Source organism: Enterobacter sp. SES19, from assembly GCF_011765665.1.
GTDB classification, from domain to species: domain Bacteria; phylum Pseudomonadota; class Gammaproteobacteria; order Enterobacterales; family Enterobacteriaceae; genus Enterobacter; species Enterobacter pseudoroggenkampii.
Window position 1 is genome coordinate 3,451,838 of record NZ_CP050320.1, and the last position, 17,614, is coordinate 3,469,451.

15 protein-coding genes and 4 tRNA genes are annotated in these 17,614 nt (G+C 54.3%); 10 read left to right on the forward strand and 9 right to left on the reverse strand.

What is annotated here, in order from left to right; all coding sequences use genetic code 11:
* The first annotated feature begins 116 nt into the window (after positions 1-116).
* The gene (locus GXP72_RS16390; RefSeq protein ID WP_024907630.1) at positions 117-1,352 is read left to right on the forward strand and encodes an ion channel protein; all 1,236 of its coding nucleotides are present in this window, start codon (positions 117-119) and stop codon (positions 1,350-1,352) included.
* On the opposite strand, the gene ipdC is transcribed toward GXP72_RS16390, so the two are convergent.
* Positions 1,353-3,011 carry an indolepyruvate decarboxylase gene (gene ipdC / locus GXP72_RS16395; RefSeq protein ID WP_208763125.1) on the reverse strand — a complete coding sequence of 553 codons (1,659 nt, stop codon included), beginning with the start codon at positions 3,009-3,011 and terminating at the stop codon, positions 1,353-1,355.
* A gap of 187 nt (positions 3,012-3,198) precedes the next feature.
* Here ipdC and mgrA point away from each other — a divergent pair, with 187 nt between their 5' ends.
* Entirely contained in the window at positions 3,199-4,197 is a 999-nt protein-coding gene (mgrA, locus tag GXP72_RS16400) for an L-glyceraldehyde 3-phosphate reductase (RefSeq protein ID WP_208763126.1), read from the forward strand.
* A gap of 127 nt (positions 4,198-4,324) precedes the next feature.
* Positions 4,325-4,675 carry a DUF2502 domain-containing protein gene (locus tag GXP72_RS16405; protein ID WP_024907627.1) on the forward strand — a complete coding sequence of 117 codons (351 nt, stop codon included), beginning with the start codon at positions 4,325-4,327 and terminating at the stop codon, positions 4,673-4,675.
* A gap of 33 nt (positions 4,676-4,708) precedes the next feature.
* Here GXP72_RS16405 and GXP72_RS16410 read toward each other — a convergent pair whose 3' ends face one another.
* Positions 4,709-5,947 (reverse strand): Nramp family divalent metal transporter, encoded by a 1,239-nt coding sequence (locus tag GXP72_RS16410; protein ID WP_024907626.1) that lies wholly within the window; start codon positions 5,945-5,947, stop codon positions 4,709-4,711.
* Positions 5,948-6,295: 348 nt separating this feature from the next.
* Between GXP72_RS16410 and GXP72_RS16415 the strand changes: the two genes are divergently transcribed.
* Positions 6,296-7,483 carry a NupC/NupG family nucleoside CNT transporter gene (locus GXP72_RS16415; RefSeq protein ID WP_024907625.1) on the forward strand — a complete coding sequence of 396 codons (1,188 nt, stop codon included), beginning with the start codon at positions 6,296-6,298 and terminating at the stop codon, positions 7,481-7,483.
* A 45-nt stretch (positions 7,484-7,528) separates the two neighbouring features.
* On the opposite strand, the gene GXP72_RS16420 is transcribed toward GXP72_RS16415, so the two are convergent.
* Complete coding sequence (locus GXP72_RS16420; protein ID WP_208763127.1) at positions 7,529-9,718, reverse strand: EAL domain-containing protein; 2,190 nt, start codon at positions 9,716-9,718, stop codon at positions 7,529-7,531.
* 215 nt (positions 9,719-9,933) lie between these two features.
* A tRNA-Ala gene (locus GXP72_RS16425) sits at positions 9,934-10,009 on the reverse strand.
* A gap of 217 nt (positions 10,010-10,226) precedes the next feature.
* Between GXP72_RS16425 and GXP72_RS16430 the strand changes: the two genes are divergently transcribed.
* Together GXP72_RS16430 and GXP72_RS16435 are read left to right on the forward strand one after the other, a co-directional pair.
* Complete coding sequence (locus GXP72_RS16430; protein ID WP_048992413.1) at positions 10,227-10,589, forward strand: YfeC-like transcriptional regulator; 363 nt, start codon at positions 10,227-10,229, stop codon at positions 10,587-10,589.
* Between the two features lies 1 nt (position 10,590).
* On the forward strand, positions 10,591-10,983 hold the full coding sequence (locus GXP72_RS16435; RefSeq protein ID WP_032645222.1) for a YfeC-like transcriptional regulator: 393 nt from the start codon (positions 10,591-10,593) through the stop codon (positions 10,981-10,983).
* Positions 10,984-11,021: 38 nt separating this feature from the next.
* Here the strand turns inward: GXP72_RS16435 and gltX are convergent, their stop codons facing one another.
* Positions 11,022-12,437: a glutamate--tRNA ligase gene (gene gltX, locus GXP72_RS16440; protein WP_024907621.1), complete on the reverse strand. Its 1,416-nt coding sequence runs from the start codon at positions 12,435-12,437 to the stop codon at positions 11,022-11,024.
* 258 nt (positions 12,438-12,695) lie between these two features.
* On the opposite strand from gltX, the gene GXP72_RS16445 reads away from it, so the two are divergent.
* The 3 genes from GXP72_RS16445 (at position 12,696) to GXP72_RS16455 (ending at position 12,968) form a co-directional block, all read left to right on the forward strand.
* Positions 12,696-12,771 (forward strand) — tRNA-Val (locus tag GXP72_RS16445).
* A 41-nt stretch (positions 12,772-12,812) separates the two neighbouring features.
* Positions 12,813-12,888: transfer RNA gene (locus GXP72_RS16450), tRNA-Val, on the forward strand.
* Positions 12,889-12,892: 4 nt separating this feature from the next.
* Positions 12,893-12,968, forward strand: a tRNA-Lys gene (locus GXP72_RS16455).
* Between the two features lie 47 nt (positions 12,969-13,015).
* Here GXP72_RS16455 and GXP72_RS16460 read toward each other — a convergent pair.
* From GXP72_RS16460 to xapA, 3 genes are all read right to left on the reverse strand, one after another.
* Positions 13,016-13,906 (reverse strand): LysR family transcriptional regulator, encoded by an 891-nt coding sequence (locus GXP72_RS16460; protein WP_061714688.1) that lies wholly within the window; start codon positions 13,904-13,906, stop codon positions 13,016-13,018.
* Between the two features lie 67 nt (positions 13,907-13,973).
* A complete protein-coding gene (locus GXP72_RS16465; protein WP_090420055.1) occupies positions 13,974-15,230 on the reverse strand; it encodes a nucleoside permease in 1,257 nt (418 codons plus the stop codon).
* A gap of 51 nt (positions 15,231-15,281) precedes the next feature.
* Positions 15,282-16,106: a xanthosine phosphorylase gene (gene xapA, locus GXP72_RS16470; RefSeq protein ID WP_148770407.1), complete on the reverse strand. Its 825-nt coding sequence runs from the start codon at positions 16,104-16,106 to the stop codon at positions 15,282-15,284.
* A 207-nt stretch (positions 16,107-16,313) separates the two neighbouring features.
* On the opposite strand from xapA, the gene GXP72_RS16475 reads away from it, so the two are divergent.
* Complete coding sequence (locus tag GXP72_RS16475; protein ID WP_032659298.1) at positions 16,314-16,652, forward strand: FlxA-like family protein; 339 nt, start codon at positions 16,314-16,316, stop codon at positions 16,650-16,652.
* On the opposite strand, the gene GXP72_RS16480 is transcribed toward GXP72_RS16475, so the two are convergent.
* Entirely contained in the window at positions 16,649-17,584 is a 936-nt protein-coding gene (locus GXP72_RS16480) for a LysR family transcriptional regulator (RefSeq protein ID WP_148770405.1), read from the reverse strand. The genes GXP72_RS16475 and GXP72_RS16480 overlap by 4 nt on opposite strands.
* Positions 17,585-17,614 lie beyond the last annotated feature (30 nt).

Here is a 17,614-nt window from a genome sequence, read left to right on the forward strand (position 1 = left end):
CATGGATTATCGATCTTCGTCACAGAATAACTTTACCGTTTCAGCACCTTTTGCACTATTGCCATAAAGCTTAATGTGCAAAGTAACGTAATACCGTTTTGTACAAGGAAATCATCATGCTCCACCCGCGAGCCAGAACCATGCTGTTGCTGGCCATTCCGGCGCTAATCATTGGCGTGGTTTCAAGCCTGGTGCTCATTGTCGTGATGAAAGTCGCGTCGGTGCTGCAAACACTATTATGGAACGCGCTTCCTGCAGGACTGGGGGTCACCGCGGATTCTCCTGCCTGGATCGTTGTGATGCTAACGTTGACCGGTATTGCGGTGGGCCTGGTGATCCGTTTCAGTCCTGGCCATGCTGGACCAGACCCGGCACAGGAACCGCTGATTGGTGCCCCGGTTTCTCCTTCGGCACTGCCGGGGCTGATTATCGCGTTGATTCTCGGTCTGGCCGGTGGCGTCAGCCTGGGACCAGAGCATCCGATTATGGCGGTCAACATTGGCCTGGCGGTTTTCCTCGGTTCACGCATTTTGCCCCGCGTCGGCGCGCTGGACTGGACCATTCTCGCCTCCGCAGGCACCATCGGAGCGCTTTTCGGTACACCCGTCGCTGCCGCACTGATCTTTTCGCAGACGCTCAGCAGCAATAACGACGTCCCCCTCTGGGATAAACTCTTTGCGCCGCTGATGGCCGCCGCCGCCGGGGCGTTGACCACCAGCCTGTTTTTCCATCCTCATTTTTCACTCTCACTCCCCCACTACGGCCAGATGCAAATCGCCGATATTTTCAGCGGCGCCATCGTCGTCGCTATCGCCATCGCGCTGGGGATGGTGGCGGTATGGTGCCTTCCACGTCTGCACCGGCTAATGCATAGACTCAAACACCCGGTGTTAATTCTGGGGGCTGGCGGTTTGATCCTCGGTATTTTAGGGGCAATCGGTGGGACGGTGACGCTGTTTAAAGGTCTGGACGAGATGCAGCAGCTGGCCTTCAGCCAGGTATTTAGCGTCTCCGACTATCTGCTGTTTGCCGTAATCAAGCTGGCAGCGCTGGTGGTGGCGGCCGCCTGCGGTTTCCGCGGTGGACGCATCTTCCCGGCGGTCTTTGTCGGCGTCGCGCTGGGGCTGATGCTGCACGAACATGTCGATGCGGTGCCGGCGGCGATTACCGTCTCCTGCTCTATTCTGGGACTGGTTCTGGTGGTCACGCGCGACGCGTGGCTCAGCCTGTTCATGGCGGCGGTAGTCGTACCGGATTCGACGCTTTTCCCTCTGCTTTGTATCGTGATGTTGCCCGCCTGGCTCCTGCTGGCGGGCAAACCGATGATGATGGCCTGGCGAAACGACAAGTAGTCAGGCGTTATTGCGCGCTTCCAGCGCTTTGGTAAGCGCCCCCAGCAGCGGTGGGATATCTGCTTTCGGCAGCATCACCTCAATCAGCGAGAGCCGCTCGTGGTGCGCCACTTTTTCAAGGACGTCCGCCAGCTGCTCCGCTTCACTGACCCGCCAGCACTGGGCCTGAGGATCAAGGCTCAGTGCCTGCGGGATTTGCGTCCAGTTCCATAGCGCAATGTCGTTATACCGCTGCTCAGGCCCGTGGATCGCCCTTTCTACCGTGTACCCTTCGTTGTTCAGAACCAGAATGATGGGGTGCTGTTTATCCCGCAGCATCGAGCCTAGCTCCTGAATAGTGAGCTGCGCCGCGCCATCCCCCGTCAGCACAATCACGCGCCGGTTCGGGCAGGCCGTTTGCGCGCCAAATGCCGCCGCCAGCGTATAGCCGATCGATCCCCACAGCGGCTGGACGATAAAATTCACGTCAGCCGGCAGACGAAGGTCGATCGCGCCGAAGGCCGAGGTGCCCTGATCCGCAAGAATGATGTCTCCAGGGCGGATAAACGTCTGCAACGTTTGCCAGAAATTCGCCTGCGTCAGCGAGCCATCCGGCTGCGGGTAGGCCATCGCGCTTTGAGAGGACGGTACCGGCGTATCGTGTACATGCTGTTTACACAGCTCCACCAGCGTTTCGATTGCCTGGAGCATGGGGATGCCGGTAAACCAGATATCACCGACGCGTGAGGCGTGAGGCTGAACTTCTATCGTTTGAGCCGGGGTAAGCTGATGCGTGAAGCCGGCGGTCAGGGTATCGGTAAATCGCGTGCCGATGCACAGCACGGTATCCGCCCCTTCAATCGCCTCTTTTACCGCGCCAGCGCTCGCCGAACCGCTGTACGTGCCGTAAAAACCAGCGTGACGCTCGTCAAATATGCCTTTACCCATCAGCATGGTGGCGTGCGCCATCGGCACGTCCTTGACCCATTTCTGTAGCGCATGCTTCAGGCCATGGCGCAGGACAAGGAAATCGGCCAGCAGCGCAGTACGCTTGCTCCTGGCAAGCCTGTTCTCTGCGGCATCCCGGAACGCTTTCAGGCAGGCGCTATCGGCATGCGCGTGCCGGAGCGTGAGAGCGTTTACAGGCGGTGTGGCGGCCTTTTTAGCCACGTCGGCGGGCAGCATCAGATAGCCGGGACGACGTTCCCGGAGCATGGTCGTTAATACCCGGTCGATTTCATAACAGGCGTTTTGTTCGGTCAGGATCGCCTGTGCAGCGGTGATCGGCTCGCTCATATGGTAAAAATGACGAAACTCACCGTCGCCCAGCGTATGGTGCAGCAGCTCACCTCTTTGCTGTGACGCCGTACCCGGCGCACCCACAATATGCAAGACCGGAACGTGCTCGGCGTAGCTGCCCGCAATGCCGTTCATGGCGCTTAACTCTCCCACGCCAAATGTCGTCAGCAGCGCGGCGAAGCCCTTACATCGGGCATATCCATCAGCGGCGTAAGAGGCGTTTAACTCGTTGGCACAGCCCACCCAACAGATATCCGGGCTGTCTATCACATGGTCGAGAAACTGCAGGTTATAGTCGCCCGGCACGCCAAACAGATGATCGGCTCCACAATCTGTAAGACGGTCCAGCAGGTAATCGGCGACGCAGTATGGGGTACGCATAAACAGGTATCCTTCTAATGTTTTGACCTCACCTTGAGTATTAAATAAGCGTGATGGCTGTCCAGAATTGGCGATAAGAAGACCATGGAAAGAATGCTTTACAAAAAAGGCTGCGCTATGCTGCTTTTTTTCACGTAAATGTAAACGCATACACTGATTTTTTACTTCAGCGCCAGAGGTTACGAAAATGGGTTATCAGCCGGATAAAAATCGTTACGGGACAATGGAGTATCGCCGCTGCGGGCAAAGCGGGCTCAGGTTGCCCGCCATCTCGCTTGGGCTGTGGCATAACTTTGGTGACACAACCCTTATCGAAAACAGCCGTCAACTTTTACAGCGTGCATTCGATTTGGGCATTACGCATTTCGACCTTGCCAACAACTATGGCCCGCCTCCCGGATCGGCCGAACGTAATTTCGGCCGTATTTTGCAGGAGGATTTCCTGCCCTGGCGCGACGAGCTGATCGTCTCTACCAAAGCGGGTTATACCATGTGGGAGGGGCCTTACGGCGACTGGGGATCACGCAAATATCTGCTGGCAAGCCTCGATCAAAGCCTGAAGCGCATGGGGCTGGAGTATGTGGATATCTTCTATCATCACCGGCCAGATCCGGAAACGCCGCTGCAGGAAACCATGAAAGCGCTTGACCATGTGGTGCGCCAGGGAAAAGCCCTGTATGTCGGGTTATCCAACTACTCGGCTGTTCTGGCTCGCCAGGCGATTGATATCCTTAATGACCTCGGTACGCCCTGCCTGATCCACCAGCCGAAATACTCCCTCTTTGAACGTGCGCCGGAAGCGGGACTGCTGAACGTGCTGCAGGAAAAAGGGGTTGGCTGTATTCCCTTCTCGCCCCTGGCCGGCGGGCAACTGACCAACCGCTATCTGAACGGCATTCCGGCAGACTCACGCGCGGCAAGCGGCAGTAAGTTCCTTAACCCTGACCAGATAACCGAAGAGAAGCTGGAGAAGGTTAGAAAGCTGAATGCCATGGCGGAAGAGCGCGGCCAGAAGCTGTCCCAGATGGCGCTGGCCTGGGTATTACGCCATGAGAATGTGACGTCAGTACTGATTGGGGCAAGTAAAGCGTCGCAGATTGATGACGCCGTGGGCATGCTGGCAAACCGCCATTTCTCTGCGGAAGAACTGTCCCGTATAGAAGGCATTCTGAACAGCTCAAAATAGAACCACTTTTAGCAAAAAGTGCTCTCCCTCAGGAATTCGGAGTTGAGGCGATGAAACGAGGCTTTACCAACTCGTAAAATTGCGTTAACAGGCCCCACAAAGGCCCCGATCGTGAAGGAGAAAGAGTATGTTCAGGTCACTGATTCTTGCAGCGGTATTACTGGCTTCAGCCCCGCTGATCGCCACTGCGGGCGAAATCACCCTGTTGCCATCAGTAAAATTACAAATTGGCGATCGTGATGACTACGGCAGATACTGGGACGGTGGCTACTGGCGCGACCGTGACTACTGGAACCGTCACTATGAGTGGCGCGGAGACCGCTGGTGGAAACATGATAACGGCAGACACCGCGGCTGGTATAAAGACAGCGCCTACGAGCGCGGCTACCGTGAAGGGTGGAACGATCGTGATGACCGTCGCGGCGGCTGGGGTCGCGGCAAAGGTCACGGACATGGCCACCACGGTCATGACGACTAACAGCAAAAAGGAGCCTCACGGCTCCTTTTTCTTTTAGAGTCCCAACGCTGTGCCAATCAGCAGCCACAGGTTCAGCGCCACCACCACCACCACGATGGCCCACCCGGTCCGTTTCACCAGCGTTGAGTTGACCAGTTCGCCCATCAGGTTTTTGTCGCTGGTAAAGATCAGTAGCGGCACCAGCGCCAGTGCGATGCCAAAGCTTAGCAGCACCTGGCTCATGACCAGAATTCGCGTTGGGTCGAGCCCCATCAGAATCACCACAAATGACGGCAGCATGGTGACGGAGCGACGCACCCACAGCGGAATATGGAACCGGACAAACCCCTGCATCACCACCTGGCCTGCCAGCGTGCCCACCACCGTGGAAGAAAGACCGGCAGCCACCAGGCTAAGACCAAATATCGTGGCGGCAGCATGGCTCAGTAGCGGCTCCAGCGTGAGATACGCCTGGTCGAGATCGGCAATACCGGTGTGACCGTTAAAGTGGAAAGCGGCAGCTGCGGTAGCCATCATCGCCAGATTGACAAACCCGGCGATGGTCATGGCGATCGCCACGTCCCATTTGGTGGCGGAGTAACGCTCTTTGCGCGTCCCACCGTGGAGATGCTGCGTCAGCGAGGAGTGCAGGTAAATCACATGCGGCATGATGGTCGCCCCCAATACCCCGGCGGCCAGGAACACCGCTTCCGAGGTTGGCAGGCTTGGGATCGCCATCCCTTTAGCGAGCTGCGCCAGATTCGGCTGTGAGAAAATCAGTTCGACGATATAGGCCGCCGCGACAAACAGCAGCAGACCGCCAATGACCTTCTCCAGCGGCTTTTGACCCCGACGCTGTAGCATCAGGATCAGGAACGTGGCAATCCCGGTGAGTACCGCCCCCTGCAACAGCGACACGCCCAGAATCAGCTTAAAGCCGATCGCTGCGCCGATAAACTCAGCGAGGTCAGTGGCCATAGCGATGATTTCCGCCTGAATCCAGTAGAGCCAGACGGCCGGACGCGGATAATGGTCGCGAATTTGCTCCGCCAGGTTTTTGCCCGTGGCAATCCCCAGCTTTGCAGAGAGCATCTGAATCAGCATCGCCATCAGGTTAGCCCAGACGACCACCCACAGCAGCTTATAGCCGAAGCTGGCCCCGGCCTGAATATTGGTCGCAAAGTTACCTGGATCGATATAGCCAATGGCAGCGATGAACGCAGGTCCCATTAATGCGAACCGCAACTTGCGCGCGGCTCTGCCACTGCTACCCTCTACGCGACTGTTTGTCATTTCTGCCTCTGAAATATAGCCTTTGCTATGTTTAATGCTATCAAAATGAGAATGATTATCAAGTTCATTTGTGAAGTTTACAGTGATTTCTCTGATAGCTTTGAACGATAGACGGGCGGGTAAGTGGGGCGATCTAACAGAAACTGAAATCGCGCGCGCTTTTGTGAAGACTAGCACACAAACTTAACTTTTCACTCATTTACCTAACATAACAAAAATGTATTGTGGATCACTATTTTTGAGACTCGTCACAGGATGTAACTATAGTGTGTCCTCGATCTCGTTTTCTTTTCCCTTGTTACATAGAATGTGCACGAAAATTAAACCTGCCTCATATTTGGAGCAAATATGGACCGCGTCCTTCATTTTGTCCTGGCACTTGTTGTCGTTACTGCACTCGCATTGCTGGTCAGCACAGACCGCAAAAAAATTCGTATCCGTTATGTTGTCCAGCTGCTGGTCATTGAAGTTTTACTTGCGTGGTTCTTCCTGAACTCCAACGTAGGCCTCGGCTTCGTAAAAGGCTTCTCCGAAATGTTCGAAAAACTGCTCGGATTCGCCAATGAAGGGACCAACTTTGTCTTCGGTAAAATGAACGACGAAGGTCTGGCGTTCTTCTTCCTGAAGGTTCTCTGCCCAATCGTCTTCATCTCCGCACTGATCGGTATTCTGCAGCACATCCGCGTTCTGCCGTTCATTATTCGTGGAATTGGCTTCCTGTTATCCAAAGTGAACGGCATGGGCAAGCTGGAATCCTTTAACGCCGTCAGTTCCCTGATCCTCGGTCAGTCTGAGAACTTCATCGCGTATAAAGATATTCTCGGCAAAATGTCCCGCAACCGCATGTACACCATGGCGGCAACCGCAATGTCTACCGTTTCCATGTCTATCGTGGGCGCGTATATGACCATGCTGGAGCCAAAGTATGTTGTTGCGGCGCTGGTTCTGAACATGTTCAGCACCTTTATCGTTCTGTCGCTGATCAACCCGTACCGCGTTGACGCCAGCGAAGAGAACATCCAGATGTCAAACCTGCACGAAGGCCAGAGCTTCTTCGAAATGCTGGGTGAATACATTCTGGCTGGTTTCAAAGTTGCGATTATCGTTGCCGCCATGCTGATCGGCTTCATTGCGCTGATTTCTGGCCTGAACGCCCTGTTCGCCGCGGTGCTGGGTATCTCCTTCCAGGGGATTCTGGGCTACATCTTCTACCCTGTTGCATGGGTGATGGGTGTTCCTGCGCACGAAGCGCTGCAGGTGGGCAGTATCATGGCAACCAAGCTGGTATCTAACGAATTCGTTGCGATGATGGATCTGCAGAAAATTGCCAGCACGCTTTCTCCGCGCGCGGAAGGCATTCTCTCCGTGTTCCTGGTCTCCTTCGCTAACTTCTCGTCCATCGGGATTATCGCGGGTGCGATTAAAGGTCTGAACGAAGAACAGGGTAACGTGGTTTCTCGCTTTGGCCTGAAGCTGGTTTACGGCTCTACGCTGGTGAGCGTCCTGTCTGCTTCCATCGCGGCACTGGTACTGTAACGTTTACCGTTAAACAAAAAACCGGGAGCCTGGCTCCCGGTTTTTTTATGCCCGCAACTCTTCCAGCGGTTTGGGTTTACCTATCAGGTAGCCCTGCAGGTAATCCACGCCGAAGCGAAGCAGCATCTCCCGCTGCTCAGGTGTTTCTACATATTCCGCTACAACGCACAGCGATTTCGTCTTTGCCAGATTACACATCGACTGGACGATCATCGCATCCATATCGTCGGTACAAATGTCTTTAACAAAACAGCCGTCAATTTTAATGATATCTGCCTGCAGGCGTCTGAGACGCTCGTAGTTGGCGTAGCCAGTACCAAAATCATCAATGGCAATCCGGAAACCGTAATCCCGCAGTTGCTGAATATTGTGGATGCTGCAGCCAGAGTTTGAGAAGGCCTGCTCTTCGGTGATCTCAATCACGACGGCCTGCGGCGCAACGCCGTAGCGTTCAAAGAGCGCGCAAATCTCGTTCGCCACCTCTTTTTGCATCAGCGTGAGCGGCATCAAATTGACAGAGAAACGGGCACCGGCCTGCGTTGCAGGGTGATCGCGCAGCCATACCAGTAATTTTTCCATGACGCACATATCAAACCGATGGCTGAGGTTGAACTGGGCAATCAGCGGAATAAAGCGGTCAGGGGTGAAGATCTCGCCCTCGCTCTCCATACGCGCCAGGATTTCGTAATACCCGCTCCCGTCCGCCTTCTGGATCGGTTGCGCGTATAAATGGAACTGCCCCGCCTCAAGGGCATGCTTAATTCGCGCCAGCATCAGGACACGCTCTGTCGTTTGGCCTGATGCCGCCTCAAGGCTATTTGTGAGCGCGAGAACGTTTTGCTCTCCGCAGGCCTGCTCTGCCAGCCAGCTCAACTGTCCCAGCGTGTGATGCAGCTTTTCGCCGTTTTCGACCATTCCCCAGGACGCGCCAAATTCAATATCCAGCCCGGTGTTGTTCCAGAAAATCTTACGGCTGTTCAGCCGATCGACCATGTGCTGGAGACGCTCGGCGGTTCCCGGTCCCAGTAATACCAGCACCAGTTCGCTTCCCGGAAGCTGGAAGAGCGTCTCATCTTTCTGCAAAAGCGGCTGTAGCGACGTGGCGATCGTACGTTTGCAGTGGACCCGCATGATAATCCCGTAGTGGCGGCTCAAAAACTCCAGGTTATCCATACGCAGAATGCACACTTTGGCTTCCGGATGAATCTCGAGGTAATCCTCCAGCGCACGAATATTGGGCAAACCGGTCAGCGGATCGGTCAGCGCCCTGCCCTGCCAGCCCCGTTTCAACCACTCGCTGCGCTGGTAAATTCGTGACATGTAAAGCAGACAGATAGCAAAAGAGATAAGCACGGACAGGATAAAAGAGAGCGAATGGCCCGATTCCACCCCGTTAAGGAAGTTGTAGTTGTAGGTCAACAGCAGGAGCGCGGATGCAGCCCACAGCAGAGAGATAAGCGCATAGCTCAGGCGGCTTATCGCTAAGGTAAAAAGAATAAAAATCAGCGGCATCAAGTAGCCCGCAATGACCGGTGATTCAAAAGGACCACATAAAATGACGAGAATGAAGCCTAAAAGCATCAGCCAGACAAAAATAAATAATAGATTCTTGTGATTAAACACGGGCTTCACGCTTCGCCGCCAGAAGGTCATGGCATAACGAGGATTAATTATCATTCTTAATGGGTAATAGAACATCATGGTAAAAATCAATGCCGCACATATCAGGCTTTGTATATCCACAACGTTATAAATTACCGTTCCTTCGCCGAAAAAGGTGGAAATAGTCACCGGAAAATCAAACAAATAGCCTGCCATATACATCGACAGTTTAATACCTAATGGCACAATAAAACCGAGCCAGAATATACGTAGCCCGATGTGCTTGTTAGGGATGCTGTGACGCCAGCGCTTGCCCAGCATGAGGCGCAGCAGGCCGCACACCGCAAACAGCGCAAAGGTCTGACAGAACAGTAAAACTGAATAATGTAGCGGTGCTAAATTAACATAAAATAAATTAGTGACAGTAAAACCTAACACAATGGGAAGAATTGCCCTGCGCCCAAATAGCAGAATTACTGCCAGCATAACGCTTAGCGGTAGCCATGCTAAATAAACGTCGTGACCATTAACCATTGCGCGGGGGGAGAGATAACGGGAGACAGGTACCGCAATCAGACAAAGTGTCAGGGCAATTATAAATATCTTTACATTATTGTACGTTTTTCTATTCATTAAGCTGATGAGTATATTATCCGTTCGAATCATTGACCGGGTGGATAATAGGTTTATTAATTGCACGAATCAAGTTCAAGTCTATTTATAGACTGCTTTATTGATGTCGATTGAGGTGAGGTACGAGAATACCTTCTTTTTGATAACAAAATACGGGAGAGTGTGTTACAAACACATAAAAAAAACCCTCGTCTTTTGACGAGGGTTTACAATTTTGGTGGAGCTAAGCGGGATCGAACCGCTGACCTCTTGCATGCCATGCAAGCGCTCTCCCAGCTGAGCTATAGCCCCATCGTAAAGCTGTCATGTTGACGGGCGGCATAATATGAATTCCGCTGCGGAGTGTCAACGGCAAAATCAATTCAAGCCATTCAATCGCCGAAAAATCATGCAAATGAATCACTTTGCGAGCCTGCTCGCAGTCAGGAGTTAAGCCTGTCACGTTTTCACGTAAAACGGTGCTATAAAATGAGCCGTTAATTAACCCCACAGATATTCAGGAAATTGCATGATCAAGGAACGAATGACGCCAGAAGAGTTAGCCCTCCTCACTGGCTATAGCCGCCAGACCATCAATAAATGGGTACGCAAAGAGGGTTGGATTACATCACCAAAGCCAGGCGTCCAGGGCGGGAAAGCGCGCCTGGTGCATGTGAACGAAAAAGTCCGTGACTTTATCCGCAGCGCACGTCGGGCAAGTGAAACGTCCGAACTGCCGGAAGGCACCAGCCATGACGGTTCGCTTCACACCCTACTCCTGACGCTGGCCAATGAAATGACGCCGGAAGAGCAGAAGCAGATGACATCGCTTTTAATGCGGGAAGGGATTACCGGATTGTTGCAACGTTTAGGGATTCGCGATCAGAACTGATATGAAAAAATTACGTAGCAAAATGACCACGGAAGAGCTGGCGGAGTGTTTAGGCGTGGCCAGACAAACGGTTAATCGCTGGATACGCCAGCAGGGGTGGAAAACGGAAGGACTCAACGGCGTAAAGGGGGGTCGGGCTCGGCTCATTCATGTTGATGCGCGCGTGAAGGAACATATTATAAGCCTCCCGGCGATCCGTAACCGTCAGGCGGTTTACCATCTCGCGGAGGCAACGTCTGCCTATAATGGACCCTCTTCAAACCTGTCTCCGGGCATTATTGAGACGCTGGAGAGTATGACTCCGTCAGAGCAGAAGCGTCTGGACGCTTTATTGAAACGCGAGGGTATACACGGTTTTCTTACACGTCTGGGTATCGCGGAAAAAGAGGCATAAAAAAACGGCAGGTTACCCTGCCGTTTTTGTAGACGTGATTACTGCTGATTTTCACGTTCAGCGATGAAGTCCAGCGCCTTGTTAATGCGCGCCACGCTGCGTGATTTGCCGATGGCATGAACCGTTACGTCCAGCGCCGGAGACTGACCCGCACCGGTCACCGCAACGCGCAGTGGCATACCGACTTTACCCATGCCGACTTCCAGCTCGTCTGCCGTTGCCTGAATGGCGTGATGCACATTCTCAGCGGTCCACTCGGTGAGTGCAGCCAGCTTATCACGCACCACTTCCAGCGGCTGACGCGCAACCGGACGGAGGTGTTTCTTCGCGGCGTCCGCGTCGAACGCATCAAACTCTTCATAGAAGTAGCGGCAGCTTTCGGCAATCTCTTTCAGGGTTTTGCAGCGCTCGCCGAGCAGTTTCACCAGATCCGCCAGCTCAGGGCCAGTGCGGGTATCAATATTTGCCTGCTCAATGTGCCACTGCAGATACGTCGCCACATATTCTGGCGGCATGGTATTGATGTAGTGATGGTTCAGCCACAGGAGCTTGTCGGTATTAAATGCGCTCGCTGATTTGCTCACAGAGCTCAGAGAGAACAGTTCGATCATCTCTTCGCGGCTGAAGATCTCCTGATCACCGTGGGCCCAGCCCAGGCGCACCAGATAGTTCAGCAGCGCTTCCGGCAGATAACCGTCGTCACGATACTGCATGACGCTCACCGCACCGTGACGTTTAGACAGTTTTTTGCCGTCATCACCGTTGATCATGGAGACGTGCGCATAAACAGGCACCGGCGCGTTCAGTGCCTTCAGGATGTTGATCTGACGTGGCGTGTTGTTGATGTGGTCTTCACCGCGCACAACGTGGGTAATTTCCATATCCCAGTCGTCAACCACAACACAGAAGTTGTAGGTTGGGGAACCATCGGTGCGACGGATGATCAGATCGTCCAGCTCCTGGTTGCTGAATTCGATCGGGCCACGGATCTGGTCGTCAAAGATCACCGAGCCATCCTGCGGGTTAGCAAAACGCACGACGCAAGGTTCATCAGCAGCATGCTCGCTGTGGTCGTGGCGGCAGCGGCCGTCATAACGCGGCTTCTCACCGTTCGCCATCTGCTCTTCGCGCAGCGCATCCAGACGCTCTTTTGAGCAGTAGCACTTATACGCCGTGCCCGCGACCAGCATCTCATCAATGACGGCGTTATAGCGGTCAAAGCGTTTGGTCTGGAAATACGGGCCTTCGTCCCATTCCAGATTCAGCCAGTTCATCCCATCCATAATGGCTTCAATTGCTTCCGGCGTGGAGCGCTCAAGATCGGTGTCTTCAATACGCAGCACGAACTCACCTTTGTTGTGGCGTGCGAAAAGCCAGGAATAGAGAGCGGTACGTGCACCACCGACGTGCAGATAGCCTGTCGGGCTCGGCGCGAAGCGAGTTTTGATTTTCATGAAATGGCCTTACGTTATAAAGATGCCGGCAATCGGCAAATCCTGGGGAAAAAACGATGGGCAATATTCTATCACTGTGGGGGGAATCCTCAATGTTGATCCCTTTATCATGACCGGGTTTGCGATTTTTGTTTAGAAATCATGCGCCACAGCCCGTTTCGCGATCGTTTTGTTTAATTTTACGACGAACGAATAAAAACTTTAGAAAATGCGTTGACTCATTTTCAACTCTCCCTATAATGCGACTCCACACAGCGGGGGTGATTAGCTCAGTTGGTAGAGCATCTCCTTTACACGGAGGGGGTCGGCGGTTCGAGCCCGTCATCACCCACCATCTACTTCGGTAGACTCGCAGTGTAGATAAGAATTGAGATTGGGCGATTAGCTCAGTTGGTAGAGCATCTCCTTTACACGGAGGGGGTCGGCGGTTCGAGCCCGTCATCGCCCACCATTTCGGGTCGTTAGCTCAGTTGGTAGAGCAGTTGACTTTTAATCAATTGGTCGCAGGTTCGAATCCTGCACGACCCACCAATGTAAAAAAGCGCCCTAAAGGCGCTTTTTTGCTATCTGCGATTTGTCTACTTCCCAGCCGTCAACGTCGCAATTAACGTCTTCACCGCTGGCGTCGCCTGCTTCTCGTCATACACCACATATAAATCTGCCGGTATCCGCTCTTTCAGCGGACGGAACACCACGCCCGGCCACTGCATTTGCGCGTAGCTGTCTGCGGCGAGCGTAATTCCCATGCCCATGCTGATCATCGCCAGCACCGTTTGCGGTTCAACGGCTTCGCGCACAATCATCGGCGAAAAACCGGCCTGCTGGCAGACGCGATGTAAAAACGCCCAGTCAGAGTGAGCCGACGGCATCGTGACAAAATACTCGTCCTGCAATTCTGCGAGCGCAATAGAAGGTTCCCTGACCAGCCGGTGATCTTCCGGCATCGCCACCAGAAAAGCCGCCTCACGTAACCGCACGCTGGTAAACCCCGCGGTAGGTTCCGTTGCCATTCGCCAGATCCCGACATCCAGCTCCCGGCGCTCAAGCAGCGCCATCTGCATGACCGGGGATTTCTCGCGAAAAACGACATCAACATTCGGATGTTCTTTCAAAAAAGCGCGCATAACCGTGCGCACCTCACTCCACATGGCGGTGCCCACAATCCCCAGCTCAATGCGCCCTGCTTCCCCCCGGCCAATTTGCTCGACGCGAGCCAGAGCCTGGTTTGCGCTGGCGAGCAGCCGTCGTGACTCTTCCATCAGCACTTTACCGGCATGCGTCAACGCGACGCTCCGCGAGTGGCGAATAAACAATAACGTGCCCAGCTGGCTTTCCAGCTCTTTAATATGCAGGCTTAACGGCGGCTGAGACATATTGAGACGGGCCGCAGCCCGTCCAAAATGCAGTTCCTCCGCCACGGCCAGAAAATAGCGCAGCAGCTTGAGATCGGTCCGATAGACGCGTTCCATCAAAACATATCCTGGCGATAACACTTATGCGCCTACCTTAAAGCCTTTCCGCGTCCGGAGGGGAAATTTAGTGCGCAACTGTGCGCATCCCGCTGTTTTTGCTGGTGTGGCGATAGTTAAAGCTGAAGTAAAAGACTACCGCGAGCGCCAGGGCATAGGCCGCAAATACCAGCCAGATCGTCTGCCAGTCCTTCACCCCGTCCAGCGAGAAATAATCAACGGCCATACCGCTCAATACCGATCCGAAATACGCCCCGATACCGTTAACGGTCGTCATAAACAGCCCTTGCGCGCTGGCGCGGATATCGGCGCTGACCTCCTGTTCAACAAATACCGAGCCGGAAATATTGAAGAAGTCGAACGCGCAGCCGTAGACAATCATTGAGAGCATGAGCAGCACGAAGCCCGTCGCGGACGGATCGCCAAAGGCGAATAGACCGAACCGCAGCATCCAGGCCACCATGCTCATCAGCATAACGGCTTTAATGCCAAAGCGTCCGAGGAAGTACGGAATGGTCAGAATGAAGAACACCTCAGACATTTGCGAAACGGAGAGCAGGATGGACGGGTATTTGACAATAAAGCTATCGGCATACGCCGGATTACGCGCAAAATCATGCAGAAAGGGGCTGCCAAACGTGTTGGTTATCTGCAGCACGGCGCCCAGCAGCATCGCGAATAAAAAGAACACCGCCATGCGGGGCTGTTTAAACAGGATAAACGCATTGAGGCCCAGCTTGCTTGCCAGCGACTGAGAGGTTTTCGCCTGTGCAACTGGAATGGCTGGCAATGTCAGAGAATAGAGCGCCAGCAGCAGGGAAGCGGCAGCCGCAATATAGAGCTGCACGTTGCTCAGCTCCGCCCCCATCAGGCTTATGGCCCACATCGCGGCAATAAAGCCCACGGTGCCATACACCCGTACTCGCGGAAAATGGCTCACCGTATCCAGCCCTGCCTGTTCAAGACAGGAGTAAGAAATCGTATTCGACAGCGCAATCGTGGGCATGAAGGCCATCGCATTCACCAGCATGACCCAGAACATCAGGCCGGGCTCATTGACCTGTGCGGCATAGCAGAGCGCGACGGCGCAGACGAGGTGGCAAATCACGTAAGCACGGTCTGCCCGCAGCCATTTGTCGGCAATAATTCCCACCAGCGAGGGCATAACAATCGCGGCAAGTCCTTTGGAGCTGTACACCATGCCCACGTCGGAGCCGGTAAAGTGTAGGGTGTTAATCATGTAAGCGCCGAGAGTTACCAGCCAGCTCCCCCAGATAAAATATTGCATAAAGGACATCAGCTTTAAGCGAGTCGTGATGTTCATAACTCATTCCTTATAGCAGTGTGGCCCTGACGGGCCACTTTATTGTTTTACTCAGGCAATATGGCGAAGAAAACCGCAGATAAGATTGATAAAGTTCTGGCGGGAGAGCTCGGCGGCAGCGAGGGTTTGTTCATGCGAGAGTTTGACCTCCCCCAACCCTTCGGCGAGATTGGTAATTGCAGAAACGGCCACGACCTTCAGGCCGCAGTGGCGCGCGGAAATCACTTCCGGCACCACGGACATCCCCACCACATCGCCGCCGATAATTTGCATCATGCGGATCTCGGCCGCCGTCTCAAAGTTCGGGCCGGGATAAGAGACAAACACCCCTTCATGCAGCGGGAAGCCTTCTTTCGTTGCCACGGTTTGCAGAACGGCACGGTAATCCGCGTCGTAAGCATTGGCCAGAGAGAAGAAACGATCGCCAAAGCGCTCATCGTTCAGCCCCACCATCGGCGTGCCCGGCATGGTGTTGATATGGTCGCTCAGGGCAACCAGGCTTCCTGGCTGAACCTCCGGGCGCAGTGAGCCCGCCGCATTGGTGCTAAACAGCAGCTCGCACCCCAGCAGCGTAAAGGTGCGGATCGCATCGGTCATGATGGTCATCCCGCGCCCTTCATAGAAATGGCCGCGCCCCTTCATGCAGGCAACCGGCACCCCGGCCAGATGCCCGAGCACCAGCTCGCCGGCATGGCCATTCACGGTGCTCACCGGGAAGCCCGGCAGCTTTTCGTAGCTCAGGGAAACGGCGTCATCAATCTGGTCGGCAAGTGCGCCCAGGCCAGAGCCGAGAATAAACGCCACGCGAGGCGTGAAGTTCGGCTTAGCGGCGCGAATGATATCGGCGCAGTACCACGGATTATTCGAGAGGGTCATAGAGGCTCCTTAAGGATGAAAATCGCGATAGCGGGGATCGCATGACTTACGTCTTATATCCGCAGCCTGCCGGTGACCTCCAATACACTTTCACCGCACCATCAATACTGATTGTGTATCGATGCAACTCCCTGCCAGATATGGCAGTTTTGCTCAAGCTAATCCCGTCGGTGCCGATACCTCTGTTTTATAACGCGAGGAAAAAGTATGACGACCATTCAGGCTTCAACCCAACAGATTCAAACCAGCGGCGCGAGTGGCACTTCGAGCAGTAACGATATCTCTGCGCAAATCACCCGCATTCTCGACAAGATCAAAAAGCTGACCCAGCAGTTAAAAGAGCTGGCGAACAGCCCCGTCAGCACGGATGAGAAGAAGAAGCAGCAGGAACTTATTCAGACCCAGATCAAAGTGCTGCAGGCGCAGCTCGCCGCACTGCAGCGCCAGCAGGCTGAAGAGGCCCAGAAGAAGCAGGATCAAAAGCTGGGCAAAGTGGAAGGGGTGAACAGCCCGTCAGACAATAATCAGATCGATATCTACATCTAATCTTCTGATGCGTTAAACAGTGGGTCGCGTATGCGGGCTTCGGTTAATCGTTGTGCCTGGATACGCACCACTTCCCAGATAGCCTGCGCCGCCCCCGAGAGTGAACGATTTTTTCGCCGCACCAGCATCAGCTTTCGCTCGACAACGGGTGTTAATCGCTTGACGGCCAGCCGGCTTCCCTGCGGCAGGGGAAGCGCCAGGGCTGGCAACACGCTGATGCCAATCCCGGCTTCCACCATCGGAAACAGCGTCGCCGGGTGACCAATCTCCTGGACAATCGTTGCCTTTACGCCCTGATTCACCAGCGCGGAATCAATCAGCGGACGGCTGCCCGAGGCATAATCCTGTAAAACCAGGTTCGCGCCCTGCAGGGACTGCCAGCTGACTTCCGGCAATGTGGCCAGCGGATCGTCGTCACGACAGAGCAGCAAAAAGGGCTCCGAAAGTATGCTTTCGCACGTCAGATCGCTCACCTGACCGGGATCGATAACAATACCAAAATCCACATCTCCCTGACGGATGCTCTCCAGCACCCACTGTTGCGGCCTGTCATGCAGGACAAAATCAATGTCCGGGTAGCGATGACTGCCCTCGGCTATACACTGCGGAATAAGGTGCGCAGAGATCGTCTGGCTGGCCGCGACCCGCACGGTACCCGAAAGCTGCTGCCCCAGCCTCCCCACGTCTCTGAGCGTGCTGTTCAGCTCATCCAGCAGCCGCTCGAGGCGCAGGGCCAGCTGCTGACCTGCTTCGGTCAACACCACTTCGCGCGTGGTACGGTCAAGCAACTTCACCCCGGTCTGATTCTCCAGCTCTTTCACGCTGTGGCTGACCGCCGACTGGCTCAGGCCAATCATCTCCCCTGCCCGGCTAAAACTACGAGCCTGCGCCACGGTGACAAAAACACGAAGCTGACGTAATGAATAATTCATCTATTTAATTCATGAATGGATGCAATAAAT